The sequence below is a fragment of the Microbacterium sp. NPDC019599 genome (genome assembly GCF_040632175.1).
GTDB lineage: Bacteria > Actinomycetota > Actinomycetes > Actinomycetales > Microbacteriaceae > Microbacterium.
This window is the reverse complement of the sequence record NZ_JBEYBL010000010.1, coordinates 141,278-160,913: the sequence shown is the minus strand read 5'-3', so window position 1 is coordinate 160,913 and position 19,636 is coordinate 141,278. Positions and strand designations below refer to the sequence as shown.

Genomic DNA, 19,636 nt, shown 5'->3' with positions numbered 1-19,636 from the left:
AAACTCCACTGTAGATCCGGGCGCGTGTCGGTTCCAGGGTCGAGCGCCCATGTTGTGCATAATGCCGCCGGCATGCGCTCGGTTTGAGTTCTGGGGCGTCTCGACGTAGCCTTAATCGGTTGACTTATGCCCTCGTGGCAGTTCCCTGTAAGCAAGCGTCCCCGGTCAGAGCGTCCCGGTGACACCTGATCCGGAAGTGATCTCAATGAGCAAGCGCACCTTCCAGCCCAACAACCGCCGTCGCGCCAAGAAGCACGGCTTCCGCGCGCGCATGCGCACTCGCGCCGGTCGTGCCATCCTCTCGGCTCGTCGCGGCAAGGGCCGCACCGAGCTGTCGGCCTGATATCGAGCGGTGCTGGCGAGGCCGAACCGACTCACCCGCGGAGCGGAGTACAAGGCCGTCGTCCGTCGGGGCCGTCGCTGTGCGGCCGCCCACACCATCACGTATGTCGTGACCTCGGATGACGAGCGTCCCGCCCGCTTCGGCTTCATCGTCAGCAAGCAGGTCGGCTCAGCCGTCGTGCGCAACACCGTGCGCCGACGGCTCAAAGCCGTATGCTCCGGCAGCCTCGACGGCGTGAGCCGCGGGTCGGACATCGTCATCCGTGCGCTCCCCTCCGCAGCGACGGCGGACTTCTCGGATCTCCGCGAGGAAGTCGAGCGCTGCCTGGCCCGGAGGGCCGCCGCGTGAGTGTGCTTCCCGCGTACGCGATCGGGGATGGCCGGCTCGAGGCATCCGATTCGCTCCGCGCCGTTCCGCTGATCCCCCGCAATCTCGCACTCGCGCTGCTCCACGGATACCGTGCGACCATTTCGCACACCTATGGCGACGTGTGCAAGTACTACCCCTCGTGCTCGGCGTACGCCGTCGGCGCTGTGCAGCAGCACGGTGTCGTGAAGGGGGTGGGCCTGACGGCCGCTCGCCTCGCGCGTTGCCATCCCTGGGCGCAGGGCGGCATCGATGACGTCCCGCCGCATCGGCGGTTCCGCTACGACCTGACTGCACACGGTTATGTCGTGCCCCTGAGAAAGGACTGATCCGTGACGGATCTGCTGTACCTCGCCACGAGTACGCCCGCGCCGGCCGCGGGCTCCGGAGGCTTCGACCTGCTGGGGATCATCCTGTGGCCCCTGAAGTGGCTGGTCGAGCTCGTGCTCGTCGGCTGGCACGCTCTCTTCACGTTCATCGGCCTGCCTGCAGCCGCCGGCATCACGTGGGTGCTCGCGATCGTCGGCCTCGTCATCGTCGTGCGCGCGGCCCTCATTCCGCTCTTCGTGCGGCAGATCAAGAGCCAGCGCAAGATGATGGAAATCGCTCCTGAACTGCGAAAAGTTCAGGAGAAGTACAAGGGCAAGAAGGACCAGCTCTCTCGTGAGGCGATGAGCCGCGAGACGATGGCGCTCTACAAGAAGCACGGCACGACACCCGTGTCGAGCTGTCTGCCGATCCTCGTGCAGATGCCCGTCTTCTTCTCGCTCTACTCCGTGCTGAGCTCGATCAAGGTGAACGCCGAGAGCGGTCACGGCGGTGTCGGGCCGCTCACGCCGGAGCTGACGCTCGAGTTCTACAACGCCAAGCTCTTCGGCGTCGCGTCGCTGCACGAGACCCTCATCGACGCCATCAACTCGAACAACACGACGGCGATCGTCATCCTCGTCACGCTCGTGGCGCTCATGATCGCCTCGCAGTTCTTCACGCAGCTGCAGATCATCTCGAAGAACCTGTCGCCCGAGGCCAAGACCGGCCAGGCGTACCAGATGCAGCGCATCATGCTCTGGATCCTGCCTCTCGGCTTCGTCTTCTCGGGCGTGTTCTTCCCGCTCGGTGTCGTCATCTACTGGTTCATCTCGAACCTGTGGACGATGGCACAGCAGTTCCTCGTCATCCGCGAGATGCCGACTCCCGGCTCGGAGGCGGCGAAGGAGCGCGAGGAGCGACTGGCTCGCAAGGGCAAAGCGATCGATTCGTCCGGCAAGGTCGTGTCGATGGAGAAGTACCAGGCCGAGCAGCAGCGCCTCCTCGAGGAGGCGGAGCGCGCCCGCGCTGCGGCTCCCAAGCGACAGCAGCCTGTGAGCAAGCAGCGGGCGAAGAAGCAGACACAGAAGGGCGGATCCCCCAACCCGGGATCGACCAAGCCTGGATCGGCCCAGCCGGGGTCGGCTCAGTCCGGGGACTCCGGCTCAGCGAAGCCCGACTCTGCCGGGCGCTGACGGGCTGCGCCGCTCTCCCCACCGCCTGACATCCCGAATCGATGACCGAGGACGCCATCATGACCACGACTGATCCCGTCGACTCCGCCTCCGCCGAGCGCGCACCCGCCACGGTGGAGCAGCTCGAGCAGGAGGGCGACATCGCCGCCGACTACATCGAGGAGCTCCTCGACATCGCCGACATCGACGGTGACCTCGCGCTCGACGTGCGCGCGGGCCGCGCGTACGTGTCGATCGAGGCGGAGGACGAGGAGTCGCTCACGCTGCTCTCGGCGCCCGACACCGTGCAGGCGCTCCAGGAGCTCACCCGCATCGCGGTGCAGAGTCGGACCGGTCGCTTCTCACGCCTGATCCTCGATATCGGCGGATCCCGTGACACCCGGGAGCGGCAGCTCTCGACCCTCGTGGACCGGGCGATCGCACGTCTGGATGACGGCGCGTCTCAGGCATCGCTGCCGGCGATGTCGAGCTACGAGCGCAAGCTCGTGCACGACATGGTCGCCGACCGCGGATACATCTCGGAGTCGTACGGCGAGGGCGCGGACCGCCACACCGTGATCCGCCGCAGTTGACGTTTCACGTGAAACGTCGATGAGCGAGATCGAGATCGAGACCGAGCCGGCGGTCGCCGCGCAGGTCTTCGGTGACCGCATCGAGCTGGCCCGCCGCTTCACACGCGCGCTGGGCGAGCAAGGAGAGGAACGCGGCCTGATCGGGCCGCTCGAGCCGCCCCGCCTGTGGTCCCGGCACATCCTGAACAGCGCAGTCGTGGCTCCCCTCTTCTCCGGGCGCGTCGCGGACATCGGTTCCGGAGCCGGCCTGCCCGGGCTCGTGCTCGCGATCGCGCGACCTGACGTCGAGTGGATCCTGATCGAGCCGATGGAGCGCCGCGTTGCATGGCTCACCGAGCAGGTGGCGGAGTTGGGCCTGTCGAACGTCGAGGTGCTCCGCGCTCGCGCGGAGGACTGGAAGCGCGGGCCGATTCTGGATGCTGTCACCGCACGCGCCGTCAGCGCGCTGCGCACCCTCGTGCCGATCACAGCGCCGCTCGTGCGCGATGGCGGAGAGCTCATCCTCCTGAAGGGCGCCAGTGCCGCAGGTGAGATCGATGCTGCGGTCAAGCCCCTCCGCCGCTTCGGCATCGCGGATGCCCGGGTCGAGGTGGTCGGCGCCGACCTCCTTCCCGAGCCGACCCGCGTCGTGCGAGGCACCGTCCGCCGCTGAACCCGCCTCTTTGCTGGTGATCGAGTAGCGAGCGCAGCCCGTGTATCGAGATCACGGTGTGAGGGTTCGAGGTTCAGTGGTTTCGATACGCCTCCTTCGTCGGCTACTCAACAACCGGGCGTGGGACCAGGGCTAAGCAGCGTCGGTGATCGAGTAACGAGCGGAGCCCGCGTATCGAGATCACGGTGTGAGGGTTCTAGGTTCGGTGGTTTCGATACGCCTCCTTCGTCGGCTACTCAACCACCGGGGCGGGAGTGCCTTCTTCCCGGTGATCGAGTAGCGAGCGGAGCCCGCGTATCGAGATCACGACCGCGGGCGGAGGCGGTCAGGACCGAGTTCATCGCCGGTGCCGCCGCTGACCCAGCTGCGGTGATCGAGTGGCGAGCGGAGCCCGTGTATCGAGATCACGGTGTGAGGGTTCGAGGTTCGGTGGTTTCGATACGCCTCCTTCGTCGGCTACTCAACCACCGGGGCGGGAGTGCCTTCTTCCCGGTGATCGAGTAGCGAGCGCAGCCCGCGTGTCAAGATCACGGTGTGGTGGTTCGAGGTTCGGTGGTTTCGATACGCCTCCTTCGTCGGCTACTCAACCACCGGGCGGGAGTGCCTTCTTCCCGGTGATCGAGTAGCGAGCGGAGCCCGCGTATCGAGATCACTGCGTCGGAACTGGCGTTTCACGTGAAACATCCTTGAGGATCGGCTCCTGCACAGACTCGACCACATGGGCCGCGTGCACCAGGCCACCGGTAGGCGACATCGAAAGCTCGATCAGCCACCAGGCTGGGCGCCATGCCTTTCATGTACATCCTCGAGTGCCAAGACCGAACTCTCTACGTGGGCAGCACGAAGGACCTGGAGCGACGCCTCTGGGAGCACAGCGAAGGGCTCGGTTCGGTCTACACGCGGTCCCGCCTTCCGGTGCGACTCCTCTACTGCGAGCAGTTCGACCGAATCGATGAGGCCTTCCGACGCGAGAAGCAGGTTCAAGGGTGGGGCCGCGTCAAGCGACTGGCTCTGGTCAAAGGGCGTACCGAGAAGCTGCCACCGCTTAGTCGCAAGCCCAAACGCGACAGCACGGGCGATGTTTCGGGTGAATCGCCCTGGGAAGACGGATGATCGAGTAGCGGGCGGAGCCTGCGGGCAGGGATCGCTGCGGTGGCCGCTCGGGATCGGTGGTTTCGATACGCCTCCTTCGTCGGCTACTCAACCACCGGAAGGTCGGCGTCTGACGGAGATCCCATCGCGGCGGTAAGCGAGGGTATCGAGATCACCACGTCGGGGGTTTCGATACGCCTCCTTCGTCGGCTACTCAACCACCGGGGGTGGGCGTCGGAGAGGAGATCACCGCGTGGCGGTGATCGAGTAGCGAGCGAAGCGAGCGTATCGAGATCACGACGCCGGAAGCGCGAGTGAGTGGTTTCGATGCGCCTCTTGGGGCGAATCGCCATGTGTTTCACGTGAAACATCGGGCTTCACGCCGCGGTGTTCGAGTAGTGGGCGAGGTCCCGCATCGAGATCACGACGTCGGTGGTTTCGATACGCCTCCTTCGCCGGCTACTCAACCACCGGGGCTGGACGCTGACCCCGGTGTTTCACGTGAAACATCAGGCGGCGCGCCGGTGATCGAGTAGCGAACGAAGCGAGCGTATCGAGATCACGACGTCAGTGGTTTCGATACGCCTCCTTCGTCGGCTACTCAACCACCGGAAGGTCGGCGTCTGACGGAGATCCCAGCGCGTATCGAGATCAGGATGTCGGTGGTTTCGATACGCCTCCTTCGTCGGCTACTCAACCACCGGGAAGGGGAGGGGCGAGGAAGGGGGCGGGGGTGGGCGCGGCTAGAGTGGAAGGGAGCTCTGCACGCGATAGAAAGGCCGAGTGTTTCACGTGAAACAACCCGAGAACGCGGAGGCCGCGGCATCCTTCTCGTTCGACGACACCCCTCTCGCGCGAGAACTCGCAGACCTCACAGCTCGGCGACGCGCTCTCGAGGATGCGGCGGTCACGCTGTCGGGGCGCACGCGCGTCCTGACCGTCTCGAACCAGAAGGGCGGCGTCGGAAAGACCACGACGACCGTCAACCTCGCTGCGGCGCTGGCGTCCGTGGGCGCGCGCGTCCTGGTGATCGACTTGGACCCCCAAGGCAATGCCTCGACCGCCCTCGGCGTGCCGCACACCGCTGACATCCCGTCCGTCTACGACGTCCTGATCGACGAGTTCCCGCTCGCCGACATCATCCAGACGAGCCCGGAGTCGCCGAACCTGCTGTGCGCGCCGAGCACGATCCACCTCGCGGGGGCCGAGATCGAGCTCGTCTCGCAGGTCGCGCGCGAGCACCGGCTCCGCACGGCGCTCGACGACTACATCGCAGGCCTGGACGAGCAGCTCGACTTCATCATCATCGACTGCCCGCCCTCGCTCGGGCTTCTGACCATCAACGCCTTCACCGCCGCGCAGGAGCTGCTCATCCCGATCCAGTGCGAGTACTACGCGCTGGAGGGACTCAGCCAGCTGCTCGGCACGGTGCGGATGATCCAGAAGCACCTGAATCCCGGGCTGTTCCTCTCGACGATCATCCTGACCATGTACGACTCGCGCACCCGCCTCGCGCAGCAGGTCGCCGAGGAGGTGCGCACGCACTTCGCGAAGGAAGTGCTCGGGACAGTCATCCCTCGGTCTGTCCGCGTCTCGGAGGCGCCGAGCTTCGGCCAGACCGTGATCGCATACGACGGGCACTCCGCCGGCGCGATCGCGTACCGCGAGGCTGCTGTCGAGCTCATCAAGCGCGACAGCGCACAACCGCACGGAGAGGTTTCCTGATGGCCAAGCGAACCGGCCTGGGCCGAGGTATCGGCGCCCTGATCCCGACGAGCGAAGCGACGGACACACGTCCCGTCGACGTGCTCTTCCCGCGGGGCACGACGGTTGCCACTGCCACAGCGGTCGTCGAGGCGGACGAGGACGAGGATGCGCCGGACCTGGTCGACGTCCCCGGCGCACGTCTCGTCCACATCGATCCGAACTCGATCGTCCCCAACCCGCGCCAGCCGAGAACCCATTTCGACGCGGAGGACCTCGCCGAGCTCGTCCACAGCGTGCGCGAGTTCGGCGTCCTGCAGCCCGTCGTGGTCCGCGACACAGGCGAGGGCACGTACGAGCTCATCATGGGGGAGCGGCGCACGCGCGCCGCGCGCGAGGCCGGCCTCGACTCGATCCCCGCCGTCATCCGCGACACGGCGGACGAGCACCTGCTCCGCGATGCCCTGCTCGAGAACCTGCACCGCAGCGAGCTGAACCCGCTCGAAGAGGCGTCGGCGTACCAGCAGCTGCTCGAGGACTTCGGCATCACGCAGGAGGAGCTGGCCTCCCGCATCGGGCGCTCGCGACCGCAGATCAGCAACACGATCCGCCTGCTCAAACTCCCCGTGCCCGTGCAGCAGCGCGTCGCCGCCGGGGTCCTGACGGCAGGCCACGCGCGCGCGATCCTCTCGCTCGACGACAACGACGCCATGCAGCGCCTCGCCGACAAGATCGTGAACGAGGACCTTTCGGTCCGCGCGGCGGAGGCTGCGGCGAAGGCACCGGATGCTGGGCGCACGCGCGTCCCCAAGCCGACCGCAGGCTCCCGCCGAGCTCACCTCGACGAGGTCGCGGAGCGCCTCGGCGACCGGCTCAACACGCGGGTCCGCATCTCGCTCACGGCGCGAAAAGGCCAGATCAACATCGATTTCGCCAGCATCCAGGATCTCAACCGGATCCTCGAGGAGCTCGGTGAGACGGGCTACGGCAGCAACTAGCCGTCGCCGGCCCGAGCCGCAGCCCGGCGGCGAAGCACCTCGGTCTCGGCCGCGTTGCCGGGCAGCGCGGCGGCCCTGAGGAAGGCCGCGACGGCAGCGTCCGTCCGCCCAGTACGCTCGAGGAGCTCGGCGCGGACGCCGTGGAACGGCCGGAACGATTCGAGCTCGGGCGCGAGGCGGTCGACCTCGGCGAGGGCGGCGTCCGCACCGTCGACCATCGAGACGGCCACGGCCCGATTGAGCCGCACGACGGGCGACGGGGCGAGCTCGAGGAGACCGTCGTACAGCGCGACGATGAGGGACCAGTCGGTCTCGTCCGTCGAGGACGCGATCGCGTGGCGCTCCGCGACCGCGGCCTGCAGACCGTAGTAGCCCAGCCCGCGATCGAAGGACTCGGCTCGCGCGAGCGCGGCTCGTCCACGTGCGATGGCCGAGCGGTCCCAGCGGGACCGGTCCTGCTGGGCGATCGTGAGAGGCAGGCCCTCGGCATCCGTCCGGGCGGCGAAGCGCGAGGACTGGAACTCCATGAGCGCCGTCAGCGAATAGACCTCGGGCTCGTCCGGAGCGAGCGCGGCGAGCTGGCGCGCGAGCCGCACGGCCTCGCGTGCGACGTCAGGACGGAAGGGCTGCGAGCCGACCGCCGGCGCGTAGCCCTCCGTGAAGAGCAGGTACACGACCTGGAGTACGCTCGCGAGCCGCGCGGGCCGCTGCGTGCGATCGGGGATCTCGAACGGCACCTCCGCGTCCGCGAGGGCGCGCTTGGCCCGGACGATACGCTGCTGCACGGTCGACACCGGCAGGAGCATGACGCGCGCGATCTGCTCCGTCGTGAGCCCTGCGACCGTGCGGAGAGTGAGCGCGAGCCGCGCGGCGGGCGCGAGCACGGGGTGGCACGCGACGAAGACGAGCCGCAGCACGTCGTCGTCGATGCGGTCCGGGTCCGCGGCCACGTCGACGGCGTCGGGGGTTTCGGAGAGGAGAGCGCCGTGGCCCATCATCCCGATCCGCTCCTCGAGCCGCTCCCGCCGCCGCCAGCCGTCGATCGCGCGTCGCTTGGCCACCGTCAGGAGCCAGGCGCCGGGATTGTCGGGGATGCCGGCATCCGGCCACGATGCGAGGGCTTCCAGCAGCGCGTCCTGTGCGAGGTCCTCCGCCCACGCGAAGTCGCCGGTACGACGTGTGAGCGCGGCGACGATCCGCGCCGATTCGGACCGCCAGACTGCCTCGATGGCGCGTCGGATGTGCAGGTCGTCCACCGTCACGCACACCGCCGGCTGCGGGACGGGGAGTCGGGACAGGCCCTTAGGCTGGAGGAATGGCGACGCACGACGAGAACCCCCGCCGCAGGGCGAGCCTCGAACTGCTGCGCGCCGAAGCCGCCGACGAGCTCTCGGTGCTTGTGCACGAGCGGCTTCGCGCGGGCGAGGATCCGTGGGAGTTCATGGAAGACCTGCCGACGGTCGACGAGCTCGTGGTCTTCACGCTGCGGGCCGAGAACATCACGGCCGACGGCGGATCGCGACCCAATGCCGCGCGCCACTACCGCGTGCTGCGCCAGATCGCGCTGGACTATCCGCCTCTCACGCGCGCCGTCTGGCGTCTTCTCGGAGACGCCAACACGCACCGCCGCTGGGATGCGGTGGTGCGTGCCGACGCGTCGTAGTCGCAGCATCCGGTTCAGGCGTTCGCAGCCCGCCACTCCTGCGCCTTCGTGGCCCATTCGTTGACGGTGGGATCGTCGAGCTCGAAGTCCGAGAACTCGTTGACCCGCCGCACCTCGAGGGCCATGCCCGGCCCGAGCGGGCACTTGCGCGCCCAGTGCTCGGCCTCCTCTCGGCTGGCGACCTCGAGGATCCAGAAGCCCGTGAACACCTCGCGTGCCTCGGCGTACGGGCCGTCCGTGACGACGGGCGGCTGCGACGAGAAGTCGAGCCGGAAGCCGTCGCTCGCGTCGGAGAGGCCCTCCGCCGTGAGGAAGACACCGGCCTTCTGAAGCTCTTCGTTGTACGCGCCCATGACGGCGACGACCTCGGACAGATCGAGGCTCTCCATCGGCGGGGCGGTCTGGGGGTCGACCTGCATGATCAGCATCCAGCGCATTTCTCGCTCCTTGTCATCATCGGGCGCTTGCGGCCCGGAGGCGGCTCGATTCGGCCGCTCACCAGGTGCGTCGAACGGGAGACGCCGATATCGACATCCTCCGTGAAGTTTCTCCGGAAAGACAAGGATGCCGCGAGAGGCATGAATCCGAGGAGCAACGAAGAAGCCCCGGTGCTCGGCGGGGAATCCGCTGGGCACCGGGGCTTTCGAAGCCGGCCGGCCGATTACGCGAGGTACGGCGCGAGGTCCTGCTCGAGGGCGAACTTCGGCTTGGCGCCGATGATCGTCGTCTCGATCTGGCCCTTGTTGAACACCTTCATCGCCGGGATCGACGTGATCTGGTACTTCATCGCGAGGTCGGGGTTCTCGTCCACGTTGAGCTTGAGGATCGTGAGCTTGTCGGGGTTCTCGGCCTGGATCTGGTCCAGGATGGGCGAGACCATGCGGCACGGGCCGCACCACTCCGCCCAGAAGTCGACGAGCACGGGGCCGTCGGCCTGGAGGACGTCCTCGTTCCACGTGTGAGAGCTGGTGGCCTTGGCGGTCATAGGGTTTTCTCCTTCGATGGGCACGTCTATATAGGGCGAACGTCCGGGCGGGCTCGGATGTTCCCCGGCTGGATCAGGCCGCGTCGACCTCGGCGAGGCCTTCGATCTGGTCGCCGACGACGTCCGGTGCCCCCGCTTCGCCGAGCGAAGCGAGGAAGTGCTCGACGTCGAGGGCGGCGACGGTGCCGGTGCCGGCCGCGGTCACGGCCTGGCGGTACGTGGGGTCGATGACGTCACCGGCTGCGAAGACGCCGGCCTGCGACGTGCGCGACGAGCGGCCCTCGACCCAGATGGTGCCGGCGGACGTGAGCTCGAGCTTGTCGTGCACGAGGTGCGTGCGCGGGTCGTTTCCGATCGCGACGAACACGCCGTCGAGTGCGAGGTCGCTGCGCGAGCCGTCGACCGTGGACTCGAGCACTACGCCCTCGACGGTCTCGCCGCCGAGGATGTCGACGACCTCGCTGTTCCAGATGAACTCGATCTTGGGGTTCGCGAAAGCGCGCGCCTGCATGATCTTCGAGGCGCGCAGCTCGTCGCGGCGGTGGATGACGTAGACCTTGGAGGCGAACTTCGTGAGGAACGTCGCCTCCTCCATCGCCGAGTCGCCGCCGCCGACGACGGCGATCGTGCGCTCGCGGAAGAAGAAGCCGTCGCACGTCGCGCAGTACGAGACGCCGCGTCCGGAGAGGCGCTCTTCGCCCTCGATGCCGATCTTGCGGTGCGCCGAGCCCGTCGCATAGATGAGCGACGTCGCCTCGTGGACGGCGCCGCTGCCGAGCGTCACGCGCTTGACCGGTCCCGAGATGTCGAGGTCCACGACGTCGTCGTAGACGACCTCGGCGCCGAAGCGCTCCGCCTGCTCCTGCATCTTCGTCATGAGGTCCGGACCCTGGATGCCATCGGGGAATCCGGGGAAGTTCTCGACATCGGTCGTGTTCATGAGCTCGCCGCCCGCCTCGACCGAGCTCGCGATCACGAGCGGCTCGAGGTTGGCGCGCGCGGCGTAGATGGCCGCCGTGTAGCCCGCAGGACCAGATCCGATGATGATGACGTGACGCACGTCAGCCCCCTTGTGTGAGTTCCGGATGACTCAACCAATGGTAAGCGCGGGGTATTCCGCTGCCCGGCGGTATGACGCGGTTCACAGAACCTGCCCCGGCGATTCGCCCGCGACTCACACTGACCCGCTGGTCAGCAGTCCATTCAGCGCCGGCGGAGCCGCTGCAGGAGCGGTTTGACGACCTCGAGCTCGGGCGCACGCAGCAGCGCGAGGACGGCGAGGTACACGACGGCGGCGACAGCGCCGATGATGGCGGTGCCGACGGCGCCGAGCAGACGGTCGGAGACGGTCCAGCCTTCGACGCCGCCGAGGAGGAGGAATGTGCCCCAGCCGGCCGCGCCGGCGGGGACCGCGGCGATCGCGAAGCGGGTGAGTGACAGCATCCATCGCCCGACGCCGATTCCGCCGAGCCGGCGGTGCAGGAGCCACGTCGCGACGACCACCTGGATGGTGCTCGAGATCGACTGGCCGAGCGCGACGCCTGCGGCGAGGTACTCGACCGGCACCGTCGCCTGGGCGATGAGTGCCGTCGCGACGACGAGGGCCGTCTGCAGGAGAGTGAAGAAGAAGGGCGTGCGCGTGTCGTCGTAGGCGTAGAACGTGCGCTGCACGACGAAGAGGACGGCCAGGGGCACGAGCGACACGAGGAAGCACACGAGCACGAGGGCTGCCTGCTGCGCCTGCGACGGCGAGTTCGTGAAGATGCGGGATGCCGGCACCGACGCGACCGCGAGCGCCGCGGTCGCGAGAACCGTGAACAGGCCGAGGGTGCGGATGCTGGTCCCGATGTCGGCGCGGACGTCGTCGTCGCGTCCCGCGTGCGCGTGCTCGCTCAGCTGGGTGAAGTACGGGGTCCCGATCGACAGCACGATGATCGAGTACGGGAGCATGAAGATGAGCCACGCGTTCTGCGTCGCGAAGACGGACGCGCCCTCACCGGAGGCGCTCGCCAGGACGTTCGACTGGACGATGCCCGCGAGCTGGCCGGCGACGACCATGAGGAACGTCCAGCCCGCGAGCCTGCCGAGGTGGTTGAGTCCGACGCCGCGCCAGCGGAAGTCGGGGCGCAGGTGCAGGCCTGCGCGCCGCCAGAACAGGAGCAGCAGCACCGTCTGCAGGACGATGCCGGCTGTCGCCGTGCCGGCCAGGACCGCGACCATTCCGTCCGTCCACTCCGACACGACCGTCTGCTCGGGGCCGAAAAGCAGGATGAAGATCGCGAAGCCGGCGATCGACACGAGGTTGTTGACGATCGGCGCCCACGTGTACGGCCCGAACACGCGCCGCGCGTTGAGGATCTCGCCGAGGAGGGCGAACAGGCCGTAGAAGAAGATCTGCGGGAGGCACCAGTAGGCGAACGCCGTCGCGAGGGCGAGCTGATCGGCCGCGAAATCCCGCGCGTAGAGGTGGACGAGCCACGGGGCGACGGCCATCGCGACCGCGGTCGTCGCCAGAAGCACGACCGTGCCGAGGGTGAGGAGCTTCGAGATGAAGGCCCGACCGCCGTCGGCGTGCCCGGCGGCCTTGACGATCTGCGGCACGATGACGGCCGTCAGCAGGCCCGTCGAGATGATCGCGTAGATGTTGTTCGGGAGCTGGTTGGCGACGGCGAACGCGTCGCCGGCCCGGCTCTGCACCGATCCGATCGCGGCGACGAGCACGATCGTGCGCAGCAGGCCAGTGAGGCGCGAGACGAGGGTGCCCGCACCGATCAGCGCGCTCGCGCGGGCGATGCCGCTCATCGGGCGGGCTCCCGGGGCTCGTCGTCCTCGCGGGACGGGGGCACCGCGTCGCGGTCGGCGGCGGTCGGGGCGTCGGGACCCGCGGAGGCCGAGGCTCCAGCATCCGGAGTCTCCGTCGCGGCCGCATCCGGAAGCTCCGGCCCGGCATCCGCCCCAGGCTCCGCCTTCGCGACCGCCTCGGCATCCGCTGCCCGTCGCCGGCGGCGCAGCACCGTGCGCACGACGCCCAGGAGGAGGAAGCCGACGCCGAACACGCCGATGACGACGAGGCCGATGGCCTCCCATTCGGCACGGACGTGGACCTCGCGCGTCTGGGGGTCGCCGATCGGGACGCCGGTGGGGCTGCGCAGCTCGAATGAGATGAGGACGTCGCCGCTGCCGAGCTGCGCCTGAAGCGGCACCTCGACCCGCGTGTTGCTCTGAGGCTGCGCGACCACGCTCGTGGCCGGCTGGACGCGCAGGCGGAGGTCGTCCGGCGTCGCGAAGAGCGTCACGTTGGCGGGGTACGGGAGGTCGTTGCGGACCCACACGGGGATGACGGCGCCGGACGTGATGAGCTGGATGGGGCTCGCGCGGAGGATCCCGACCGAGTCGAGCGTCGTGGCGGTCTCGGCGCGATGCTGCACGACGGCGGCGTTCCACTCGACGGGCTGCGGGCGCCAGGCGTTGCCGAGCAGCTGGAGGATCTCGGCGCGCTCCGGCTGCGTGAGCAGTCCCGGGTCGTCCAGGATCGACGCGAACTGGGTGATCTCGTCCTCGCCGTCGACGAAGGCGGATGCCGCGGCGACGCGTTCTGCGTCGGGCGCGATGTCGACGACATCGAGGCTCCGCGTCGCCGCGTCGGTGAGGTCGTCGAGCGTGACGGGGTCGGCGGAGGGAGTGTCGAGCGCCGTCGTGATGGCGGTGCGCAGGGCCACGCGGGAGCGGTCGTCCGCGCGGTCCACCGTCACCAGGAGCGGGCCGCCGCCGGTCTCGCCGAGCGCGAACGCGAGGTAGGCCGAGGCGGCGGCCAGATGCGCGCCGCGGAGGGGTGCGGCATCCAGGACGGATGCCTCCTCGAGCTCCTGCGAGATCGCCGAGTCGTACACGAGCACGGCGGCATCGCCGGCGGTGCCCGCGGCGGCGACGGTCGCACCGCCCGCGCCCGCGACGGTCGTCGACGAGGGAATGACCGTGAGGCCCGGCTCCTCATCGACGGTCAGGCCGCCGAGGACCGCCACGACGTCGGAGCCGGCCGACCCCGTCGCGGGCCAGAACACACCCGGACGGTCGGCGCTGACATCGAGGAGCTCGTCCGTGCCGGGGTAGACGGGAGCGGTCGGATCGACCGTCGGGCTCGCCGACGGCGCGGGCGTCTGGACCTCGCCGGGCGTGAAGTCGTCCGCCGTCATGTACGCCTGGAGCGAGGTCGCGCGCATGGGGGGCACGATTCCGGCCTGCACCTCGGTCGCGACATCCGCATCCCCGAACTGCAGTGCGAAGCGCGTGTTCGGCAGCGCGTCGAGCCGGGCGAGCCACTGCGCCGCCGTCTCGGGCGCCGACGTGCCGAGCACGCGGATCGCTGCGACGATCGCGGGGTCGACGGCGAGGATCGCATCGGTGCCGTCGACGGCGTCGAGGACGTTCGTGAGCGAGCCCTCCGGCCCTGTGAGCTCGACGAGCTCATCCGCCGTGAGGAGGCCCTGCGCTGTCGCTCGGGCAGTCACCGGAACGACGACGCCGACACCGGCCTCGTCGCGGGTCTCATCGGGGACGACGACGGCGCTCGTCGACGTGAACGTCTCGTCCGCAGTGGTGAGTGTTGCGACGACGGGATACACGCCGGGTGCGAGACCTGCCAGCGGCGCCTCGGCGGCATCGACGTGCAGTCCGCGGGTCTCGTCCTCACCCGCCTCGACGGACGGGAACGCGTCCGCGGCGACGTCGGAGACGATCGCGGTGAGGTCGCCGGCGAGCCATGCCGTGAGCTTCGAGCGGTCGCCGAGAGCGGTCCCGCCGAAGGCGAGCGAGACCGTGCCCGCCGAGGTCGGCGTGAAGCGGTCGTTCGTCATCGTGACCGAGACGGTGAGCCCTTCGCCCGGCTGCATGACGCCGCCCGAGATGGGCGAGAGCGTGAAGACCGCCTCGCCGGGCTCGGCCGTCGGCGTCGGGATCGGCGACGGCGTCGTCTCGCCGGATGCGGGTGCCACGCCCACGCCGACGAGCAGCGCGGCGATCCCGACAGCGACCCCGAGTCGCGCGCGGAGACGTCGCGCGGACGGCAGGGGGCGCGTGGGGGACTCAATCATGCTGGCGTTCGCTCCTGTGCGATTGAAGGACCGCACGATCGACTGCGATTCTACGGTGGCGGCCTCTGTGTGCCCCGAGCCGCAGGCGCGGGTCGCGGCCCCGGGGTTGAATGGACCGGTGACTCCCCTTCCGCTCCCCGCTCCCGATCCGCGGATCTGCCGAGGCCTCGCCGACGACCTGCGCGACGCCCGCTACCGCTCGGCGACGGTCCGCGCCGCGTGGGGCGAGATCGCCGACGACGCGATCGCGCGCGGACTCCGCTTCCCCGCCGAACGCGCGCTCGGGGGGCGGACGGACGCCCTCGCCGTCCTCGCACGGCTCTTCACCCTCGGGATGCCGCAGCCCGCCGACCTCGTCGCGGCAGCGCTTCCCCGCACGGGCGGCGCAGGAATCGTCGAGGTCGGGCTTGCGCAGGCGGAGGGCGACAGCATCCGTCCCCTCGCGCTCATCCGGCCGCAGGCGTTCGCCGATGAGACGGGCGACGGCGAATGGTGGGTCGCGAGCGACCTCGACGAAGCCGCGCTCGGCGGACCCCTTCCGGAGGACCACGTCCTCGGCGTCGGGGGAGCCTCGCTCACTCTCGCGGCGCTCCAGCTGCCGACGCCCGCACGGCGCGGACTCGACGTCGGGACGGGATGCGGGATCCAGGCGCTGCGCGCGCGACAGAACATCGACGACGTCGTCGCGACGGACATCTCGGTGCGCGCTCTGCGCTTCGCCGAGCTCAACGCCCTGCTCAACGGCGTCGACGGGATCGAGCTGCGCGCGGGCAGCCTCTTCGAGCCGGTCGCGGGCGAGCTGTTCGACCGCATCGCTTCGAACCCTCCGTTCGTCATCACCCCGCGTGTCGCGGGAGTCCCCGCATACGAGTACCGGGACGGCGGGATGCTGGGCGACGACCTCGTCGCCGCGTTCGTGCGCGGGGTCGGCGCCCACCTCGAGCCCGGCGGCGTCGCACAGCTGCTGGGCAATTGGGAGACGCGCGACGGAGTGGACGGACTCGATCGCGTCCGGGGCTGGGTCGAGGCGTCGGCGGTGCCGCTGGACGCGTGGGTCATCCAGCGCGAGCTCCTGGACCCGCTCGCCTATGCCGAGCTGTGGATCCGCGACGGGGGCACGGTGCCGGGCGACCCCGAGTTCGCGCGGCTCGCGCAGGCGTGGCTGGACGACTTCGCGGACCGGAAGGTCGAGGCCGTCGGATTCGGGTACATCCTGCTGCGGCGCCCCCTCGCGGGGGCGCCCGCACTGGCGCGCTACGAGCGGGTCGGCGAGGCCCGCACCGGCGCCGGGCTCGGACGGCATCTCGCGGACGCGCTCGCCGCGCACGACGCGCTGGCCGCCCTGGACGACGACGGGCTGGCAGCATCCGTCCTCCAGGTCTCGCCCGACGTGACGGAGGCTCGGCACCACCTTCCCGGAGAGGACGCGCCGAGCGTCATCGAGCTTCGTCAGGGCGGCGGGCTCGGACGGACGATCACGGCGGATCCCGCGCTCGCGGCACTCGTCGGCGCGTCCGACGGCGACCTCAGTGTCGGTGCTCTCATCGACGCGATCGCGGAGCTGCTCGAGGTCGACGCGGCGGCACTGCGCGCCGATGTCCTGCCCGGCGTGCGCGAACTGGTCTTCACGGGGTTCCTCTCCATCACCGGGTAGCCGCTCCGCTGTTGACACGGCGTGCCGCCTGGGGCCAGCATTTCGTTCATCTGGGGATCCGGCGGGGGCCGGGGATGGTCGTGGGGATCAGGTCGGTGCGCCGACCGGCTCGCCAAGACGTCGCTGCTCTCGTGACACTCCCCGGGGTGGTGGCGATCGCGCGTTCCCTCGCCCGCCTATGCGGGATTCATCGTGCCCTCGTCGATCTCGCACCCGGCGGTCTGATCGCTGCCACCCCGGCTTCGACGTCCCGACGATCGCCGACGGGCCGTGCCGGCTCCGAAGCCGCAGCGGTGCGGCCCTGCCCGGACCGGGTTCATGCAGCGCCGCTCGCTAGGCTCGAGGGCATGCTCAACATGGCCGACGGCGTGCAGCGCCTGGGTGCGCTCGCCGAGTCGCCCGTCGTCGCGACACTCGGCCGCGCCTTCGCCGACGCGGGGCGCGAGCTCGCGATCGTCGGCGGACCCGTGCGCGATGCGCTGCTCGGCCGCACGACCAACGACCTCGACTTCACGACGGATGCTCGCCCCGACGACATCCTCGAGATCGTCACGCCCATCAGCTCGGCCCAGTGGGACGTCGGACGGGACTTCGGCACGATCGGCGCGCGCATCGCGGGCGAGCAGGTCGAGATCACGACGTACCGCGCCGACAGCTACGACGGCGTGACGCGCAAGCCGACCGTCGAGTTCGGCGACACGCTCGAGGGTGACCTCGTGAGGCGCGACTTCACCGTCAACGCGATGGCGCTCCGCGTGCCCGGACGTACGCTCGTCGATCCGACCGGCGGCGTCGAGGACCTCCTCGCGCACCGCCTGCGCACTCCGACCGACCCGCGGGTGAGCTTCGGCGACGACCCGCTGCGCATGCTCCGAGCGGCGCGGTTCTCCGCGCAGCTCGGGTTCGAGGTCGATCCCGCGACGACCGAGGCGATCGGGGAGCTGCGCGAGACGCTGTCGATCGTGAGCCCCGAACGCATCCAGGGCGAGCTGAGCCGGCTGCTGAAGTCCGATGACCCCGTGCGAGGCATCAGTCTGCTCGTCGAGACCGGGATCATGGACGTCTTCCTTCCCGAGATCCCCGCCCTCCGCCTCGAAGTCGATGAGCACCACCACCACAAGGACGTCTACGAGCATTCCCTCACGGTGCTCCGGCAGGCGATCGAGCTGGAAGAGGCGCGGTATCCGGATGCTGCGCCCGACGTGCCGCTGCGGCTCGCGGCGCTCCTGCACGACATCGGGAAGCCGTCGACGCGCAAGCTCGAGCCGGGTGGCGGCGTGACGTTCCATCACCACGACATCCGCGGCGCGCGCATGGCGAAGAAGCGCCTGCAAGCCCTGCGCTTCGACTCCGACACGATCGGGGTCGTGTCGCGGCTCATCGAGCTGCACCTCCGGTTCTTCGGGTACGCGGAGGGCGCGTGGACCGACTCGGCCGTCCGCCGCTATGTACGGGATGCCGGAGCCGAGCTCGAGCGCCTGCACATCCTGACCCGCGCCGACGTCACGACCCGCAACAAGCGCAAGGCCGCGCGTCTCGCAGGCGCCTACGACGACATCGAGCGCCGCATCGGCGAGCTTGCGGCGCAGGAGGAGCTCGACGCGATGCGTCCCGAGCTCGACGGCAACCGCATCCAGGAGCTCCTGGGCATCGGCCCCGGCCGTGAGGTCGGCGAGGCGTACCGGTTCCTGCTCGACATCCGGCTCGACGAAGGGCTGATCGGCCCGGCTGAGGCCGAGCGCCGCCTGACCGAGTGGTGGGCCGCCCGGGCCTGACCCGCCGGGGTCCGACTCCCACGGGCGGCCAGTCAGATCTCGGTCGTTGAGCGAGGAGCGAAGCGACGAGACGAAACGCGCCTCGCCAACGGGCGGCCACTCGTCGGGTGGGCCCGTTTCGTCTCGCTTCGCTCGCTCAACGACCGGGGTCTGAGCGGAGGCGAGGTCAGGCGACCTTGCCGCGGCGGGCGGCGAGCTCCTGACCGTAGGTCGTCGCGGCGGTCTCGGCCTCTTCCTTCAGCGCGGCCGCGGTGTCGGCGAAGGCGTCGAGCGCGGGGTTGACGCCGACGAGCGTGAAGGGGCGCTGCACGACGCGCAGGTCGAGACCCCACACGTCCTCGAGCACGCGGCGGAGCCACGCGGTCGAGTGGTCCCAGCCCTCCTTCGGCGTGCCGGGGGCGTAGTTGCCGCCGAGCACCGTGACGAGCGTCGCGGGCTTGCCGCGCAGGGCCGTGCCCTGCGGGTCGATGCGGGGGTCGGTGTAGGCGAGGTCGAACCACGTCTTGAAGTGCTGCGAGACCCCGTAGTTGTACAGGGGCACGGCGAACAGGAGCGCCTCGGCGTCGATCAGCTCGTCCGCGATGGTCTTCGCGAGGGCGCGAGCCTGCAACTGCGACTCGGTGCGCTGCTCGGCGTCGACGAAGCCCGACGTCACGACGTCCGCCCATGCCGTCGCGGGGACGGGCTCGACGGCGAGGTCGCGCCGGACGACGCTCGAGTCGGGGTGAGCCGCGACCCACTCGGCCTCGACGAGGTCGGCGAGCGAGCGGCTGGCGGACGAGGAGGGAAGGATGCTGGCATCCAGCCGGAACAGAGACATGCAACTCCGATCATCGAATGATAGCTACTAAGAAAAACATAGCGGCTAGCAGGACTGTAGCACGGGTACCATGAGGGAGTGCCCGGGAGCGAGATGGACCACAGCAGCTGCGATGCCGCAGTGACGCTCGCGTTCACCGTGCTCGGCAAGCGGTGGAACGGCATGATCGTGTCGTCGCTCGGCGGGGGTGCGACGAGCTTCGTCGGTCTGCGCCGCGCCGTCACGGGAATCAGCGACGCGGTGCTCTCGGATCGCCTCGCCGAACTCTGCGACGCAGGGCTCGTCGTGCGCGACGTCGACCCCGGACCGCCCGTCGCCGTGTCCTACTCCCTGACGGATGCCGGGAGCCGGCTGCTGCCGATCCTCGACGATCTCGGCCGCTGGGCCTCCGACAACCTGGCCGTCCGCGCCCGCTGAGCC

At 69.5% G+C, this 19,636-nt stretch carries 20 protein-coding genes; 13 read left to right on the top strand and 7 right to left on the bottom strand.

Going from position 1 to position 19,636, the window contains the following annotated elements:
- Window positions 1–205: 205 nt before the first annotated feature.
- The 9 genes from rpmH (at window position 206) to ABZ477_RS16270 (ending at window position 7,229) form a co-directional block, all read left to right on the top strand.
- Complete coding sequence (gene rpmH, locus ABZ477_RS16310; protein ID WP_036304730.1) at window positions 206–343, top strand: 50S ribosomal protein L34; 138 nt, start codon at window positions 206–208, stop codon at window positions 341–343.
- 9 nt (window positions 344–352) lie between these two features.
- Window positions 353–691 (top strand): ribonuclease P protein component, encoded by a 339-nt coding sequence (gene rnpA, locus ABZ477_RS16305; protein ID WP_360135326.1) that lies wholly within the window; start codon window positions 353–355, stop codon window positions 689–691.
- A complete protein-coding gene (gene yidD, locus ABZ477_RS16300) occupies window positions 688–1,038 on the top strand; it encodes a membrane protein insertion efficiency factor YidD (protein WP_360135324.1) in 351 nt (116 codons plus the stop codon). Before rnpA ends, yidD begins: the two co-directional genes overlap by 4 nt.
- Window positions 1,039–1,107: 69 nt before the next feature.
- The gene (yidC, locus tag ABZ477_RS16295) at window positions 1,108–2,211 is read left to right on the top strand and encodes a membrane protein insertase YidC (RefSeq protein WP_360135387.1); all 1,104 of its coding nucleotides are present in this window, start codon (window positions 1,108–1,110) and stop codon (window positions 2,209–2,211) included.
- Window positions 2,212–2,270: 59 nt separating this feature from the next.
- Entirely contained in the window at window positions 2,271–2,783 is a 513-nt protein-coding gene (locus ABZ477_RS16290) for a R3H domain-containing nucleic acid-binding protein (protein ID WP_360135322.1), read from the top strand.
- 19 nt (window positions 2,784–2,802) lie between these two features.
- A complete protein-coding gene (gene rsmG / locus ABZ477_RS16285; RefSeq protein ID WP_360135320.1) occupies window positions 2,803–3,435 on the top strand; it encodes a 16S rRNA (guanine(527)-N(7))-methyltransferase RsmG in 633 nt (210 codons plus the stop codon).
- A 786-nt stretch (window positions 3,436–4,221) separates the two neighbouring features.
- A complete protein-coding gene (locus ABZ477_RS16280; protein ID WP_360135318.1) occupies window positions 4,222–4,548 on the top strand; it encodes a GIY-YIG nuclease family protein in 327 nt (108 codons plus the stop codon).
- Between the two features lie 771 nt (window positions 4,549–5,319).
- Window positions 5,320–6,252 carry a ParA family protein gene (locus ABZ477_RS16275; protein ID WP_360135316.1) on the top strand — a complete coding sequence of 311 codons (933 nt, stop codon included), beginning with the start codon at window positions 5,320–5,322 and terminating at the stop codon, window positions 6,250–6,252.
- Window positions 6,252–7,229: a ParB/RepB/Spo0J family partition protein gene (locus ABZ477_RS16270; RefSeq protein ID WP_360135314.1), complete on the top strand. Its 978-nt coding sequence runs from the start codon at window positions 6,252–6,254 to the stop codon at window positions 7,227–7,229. The genes ABZ477_RS16275 and ABZ477_RS16270 overlap by 1 nt, the downstream gene beginning before the upstream one ends.
- On the opposite strand, the gene ABZ477_RS16265 is transcribed toward ABZ477_RS16270, so the two are convergent.
- Window positions 7,226–8,485 carry a sigma-70 family RNA polymerase sigma factor gene (locus tag ABZ477_RS16265; protein WP_360135385.1) on the bottom strand — a complete coding sequence of 420 codons (1,260 nt, stop codon included), beginning with the start codon at window positions 8,483–8,485 and terminating at the stop codon, window positions 7,226–7,228. The two genes, ABZ477_RS16270 and ABZ477_RS16265, sit on opposite strands and share 4 nt — an antisense overlap.
- A 59-nt stretch (window positions 8,486–8,544) precedes the next feature.
- Between ABZ477_RS16265 and ABZ477_RS16260 the strand changes: the two genes are divergently transcribed.
- Entirely contained in the window at window positions 8,545–8,892 is a 348-nt protein-coding gene (locus ABZ477_RS16260) for a tryptophan synthase subunit alpha (protein WP_360135312.1), read from the top strand.
- A gap of 14 nt (window positions 8,893–8,906) precedes the next feature.
- Here the strand turns inward: ABZ477_RS16260 and ABZ477_RS16255 are convergent, their stop codons facing one another.
- From ABZ477_RS16255 to ABZ477_RS16235, 5 genes are all read right to left on the bottom strand, one after another.
- Entirely contained in the window at window positions 8,907–9,329 is a 423-nt protein-coding gene (locus ABZ477_RS16255) for a YciI family protein (protein ID WP_360135310.1), read from the bottom strand.
- Between the two features lie 224 nt (window positions 9,330–9,553).
- Complete coding sequence (gene trxA, locus ABZ477_RS16250; protein WP_360135308.1) at window positions 9,554–9,877, bottom strand: thioredoxin; 324 nt, start codon at window positions 9,875–9,877, stop codon at window positions 9,554–9,556.
- A gap of 73 nt (window positions 9,878–9,950) precedes the next feature.
- Window positions 9,951–10,937, bottom strand: coding sequence for a thioredoxin-disulfide reductase (trxB, locus tag ABZ477_RS16245; protein WP_360135306.1), 987 nt, complete (start codon window positions 10,935–10,937; stop codon window positions 9,951–9,953).
- A 143-nt stretch (window positions 10,938–11,080) separates the two neighbouring features.
- Entirely contained in the window at window positions 11,081–12,679 is a 1,599-nt protein-coding gene (murJ, locus tag ABZ477_RS16240) for a murein biosynthesis integral membrane protein MurJ (RefSeq protein WP_360135304.1), read from the bottom strand.
- Complete coding sequence (locus ABZ477_RS16235; RefSeq protein ID WP_360135302.1) at window positions 12,676–14,967, bottom strand: DUF6049 family protein; 2,292 nt, start codon at window positions 14,965–14,967, stop codon at window positions 12,676–12,678. Before ABZ477_RS16235 ends, murJ begins: the two co-directional genes overlap by 4 nt.
- Window positions 14,968–15,085: 118 nt before the next feature.
- Here ABZ477_RS16235 and ABZ477_RS16230 point away from each other — a divergent pair, with 118 nt between their 5' ends.
- Together ABZ477_RS16230 and ABZ477_RS16225 are read left to right on the top strand one after the other, a co-directional pair.
- Window positions 15,086–16,621, top strand: a complete 1,536-nt coding sequence (locus ABZ477_RS16230) for a methyltransferase (protein WP_360135300.1) — start codon at window positions 15,086–15,088, stop codon at window positions 16,619–16,621.
- A 347-nt stretch (window positions 16,622–16,968) separates the two neighbouring features.
- On the top strand, window positions 16,969–18,396 hold the full coding sequence (locus ABZ477_RS16225) for a CCA tRNA nucleotidyltransferase (protein WP_360135298.1): 1,428 nt from the start codon (window positions 16,969–16,971) through the stop codon (window positions 18,394–18,396).
- Window positions 18,397–18,562: 166 nt separating this feature from the next.
- Here the strand turns inward: ABZ477_RS16225 and ABZ477_RS16220 are convergent, their stop codons facing one another.
- Window positions 18,563–19,216, bottom strand: coding sequence for an NAD(P)H-dependent oxidoreductase (locus ABZ477_RS16220; protein WP_360135296.1), 654 nt, complete (start codon window positions 19,214–19,216; stop codon window positions 18,563–18,565).
- Window positions 19,217–19,294: 78 nt separating this feature from the next.
- On the opposite strand from ABZ477_RS16220, the gene ABZ477_RS16215 reads away from it, so the two are divergent.
- Window positions 19,295–19,633 (top strand): helix-turn-helix domain-containing protein, encoded by a 339-nt coding sequence (locus ABZ477_RS16215; protein ID WP_360135294.1) that lies wholly within the window; start codon window positions 19,295–19,297, stop codon window positions 19,631–19,633.
- The last annotated feature ends 3 nt before the right edge of the window (window positions 19,634–19,636 follow it).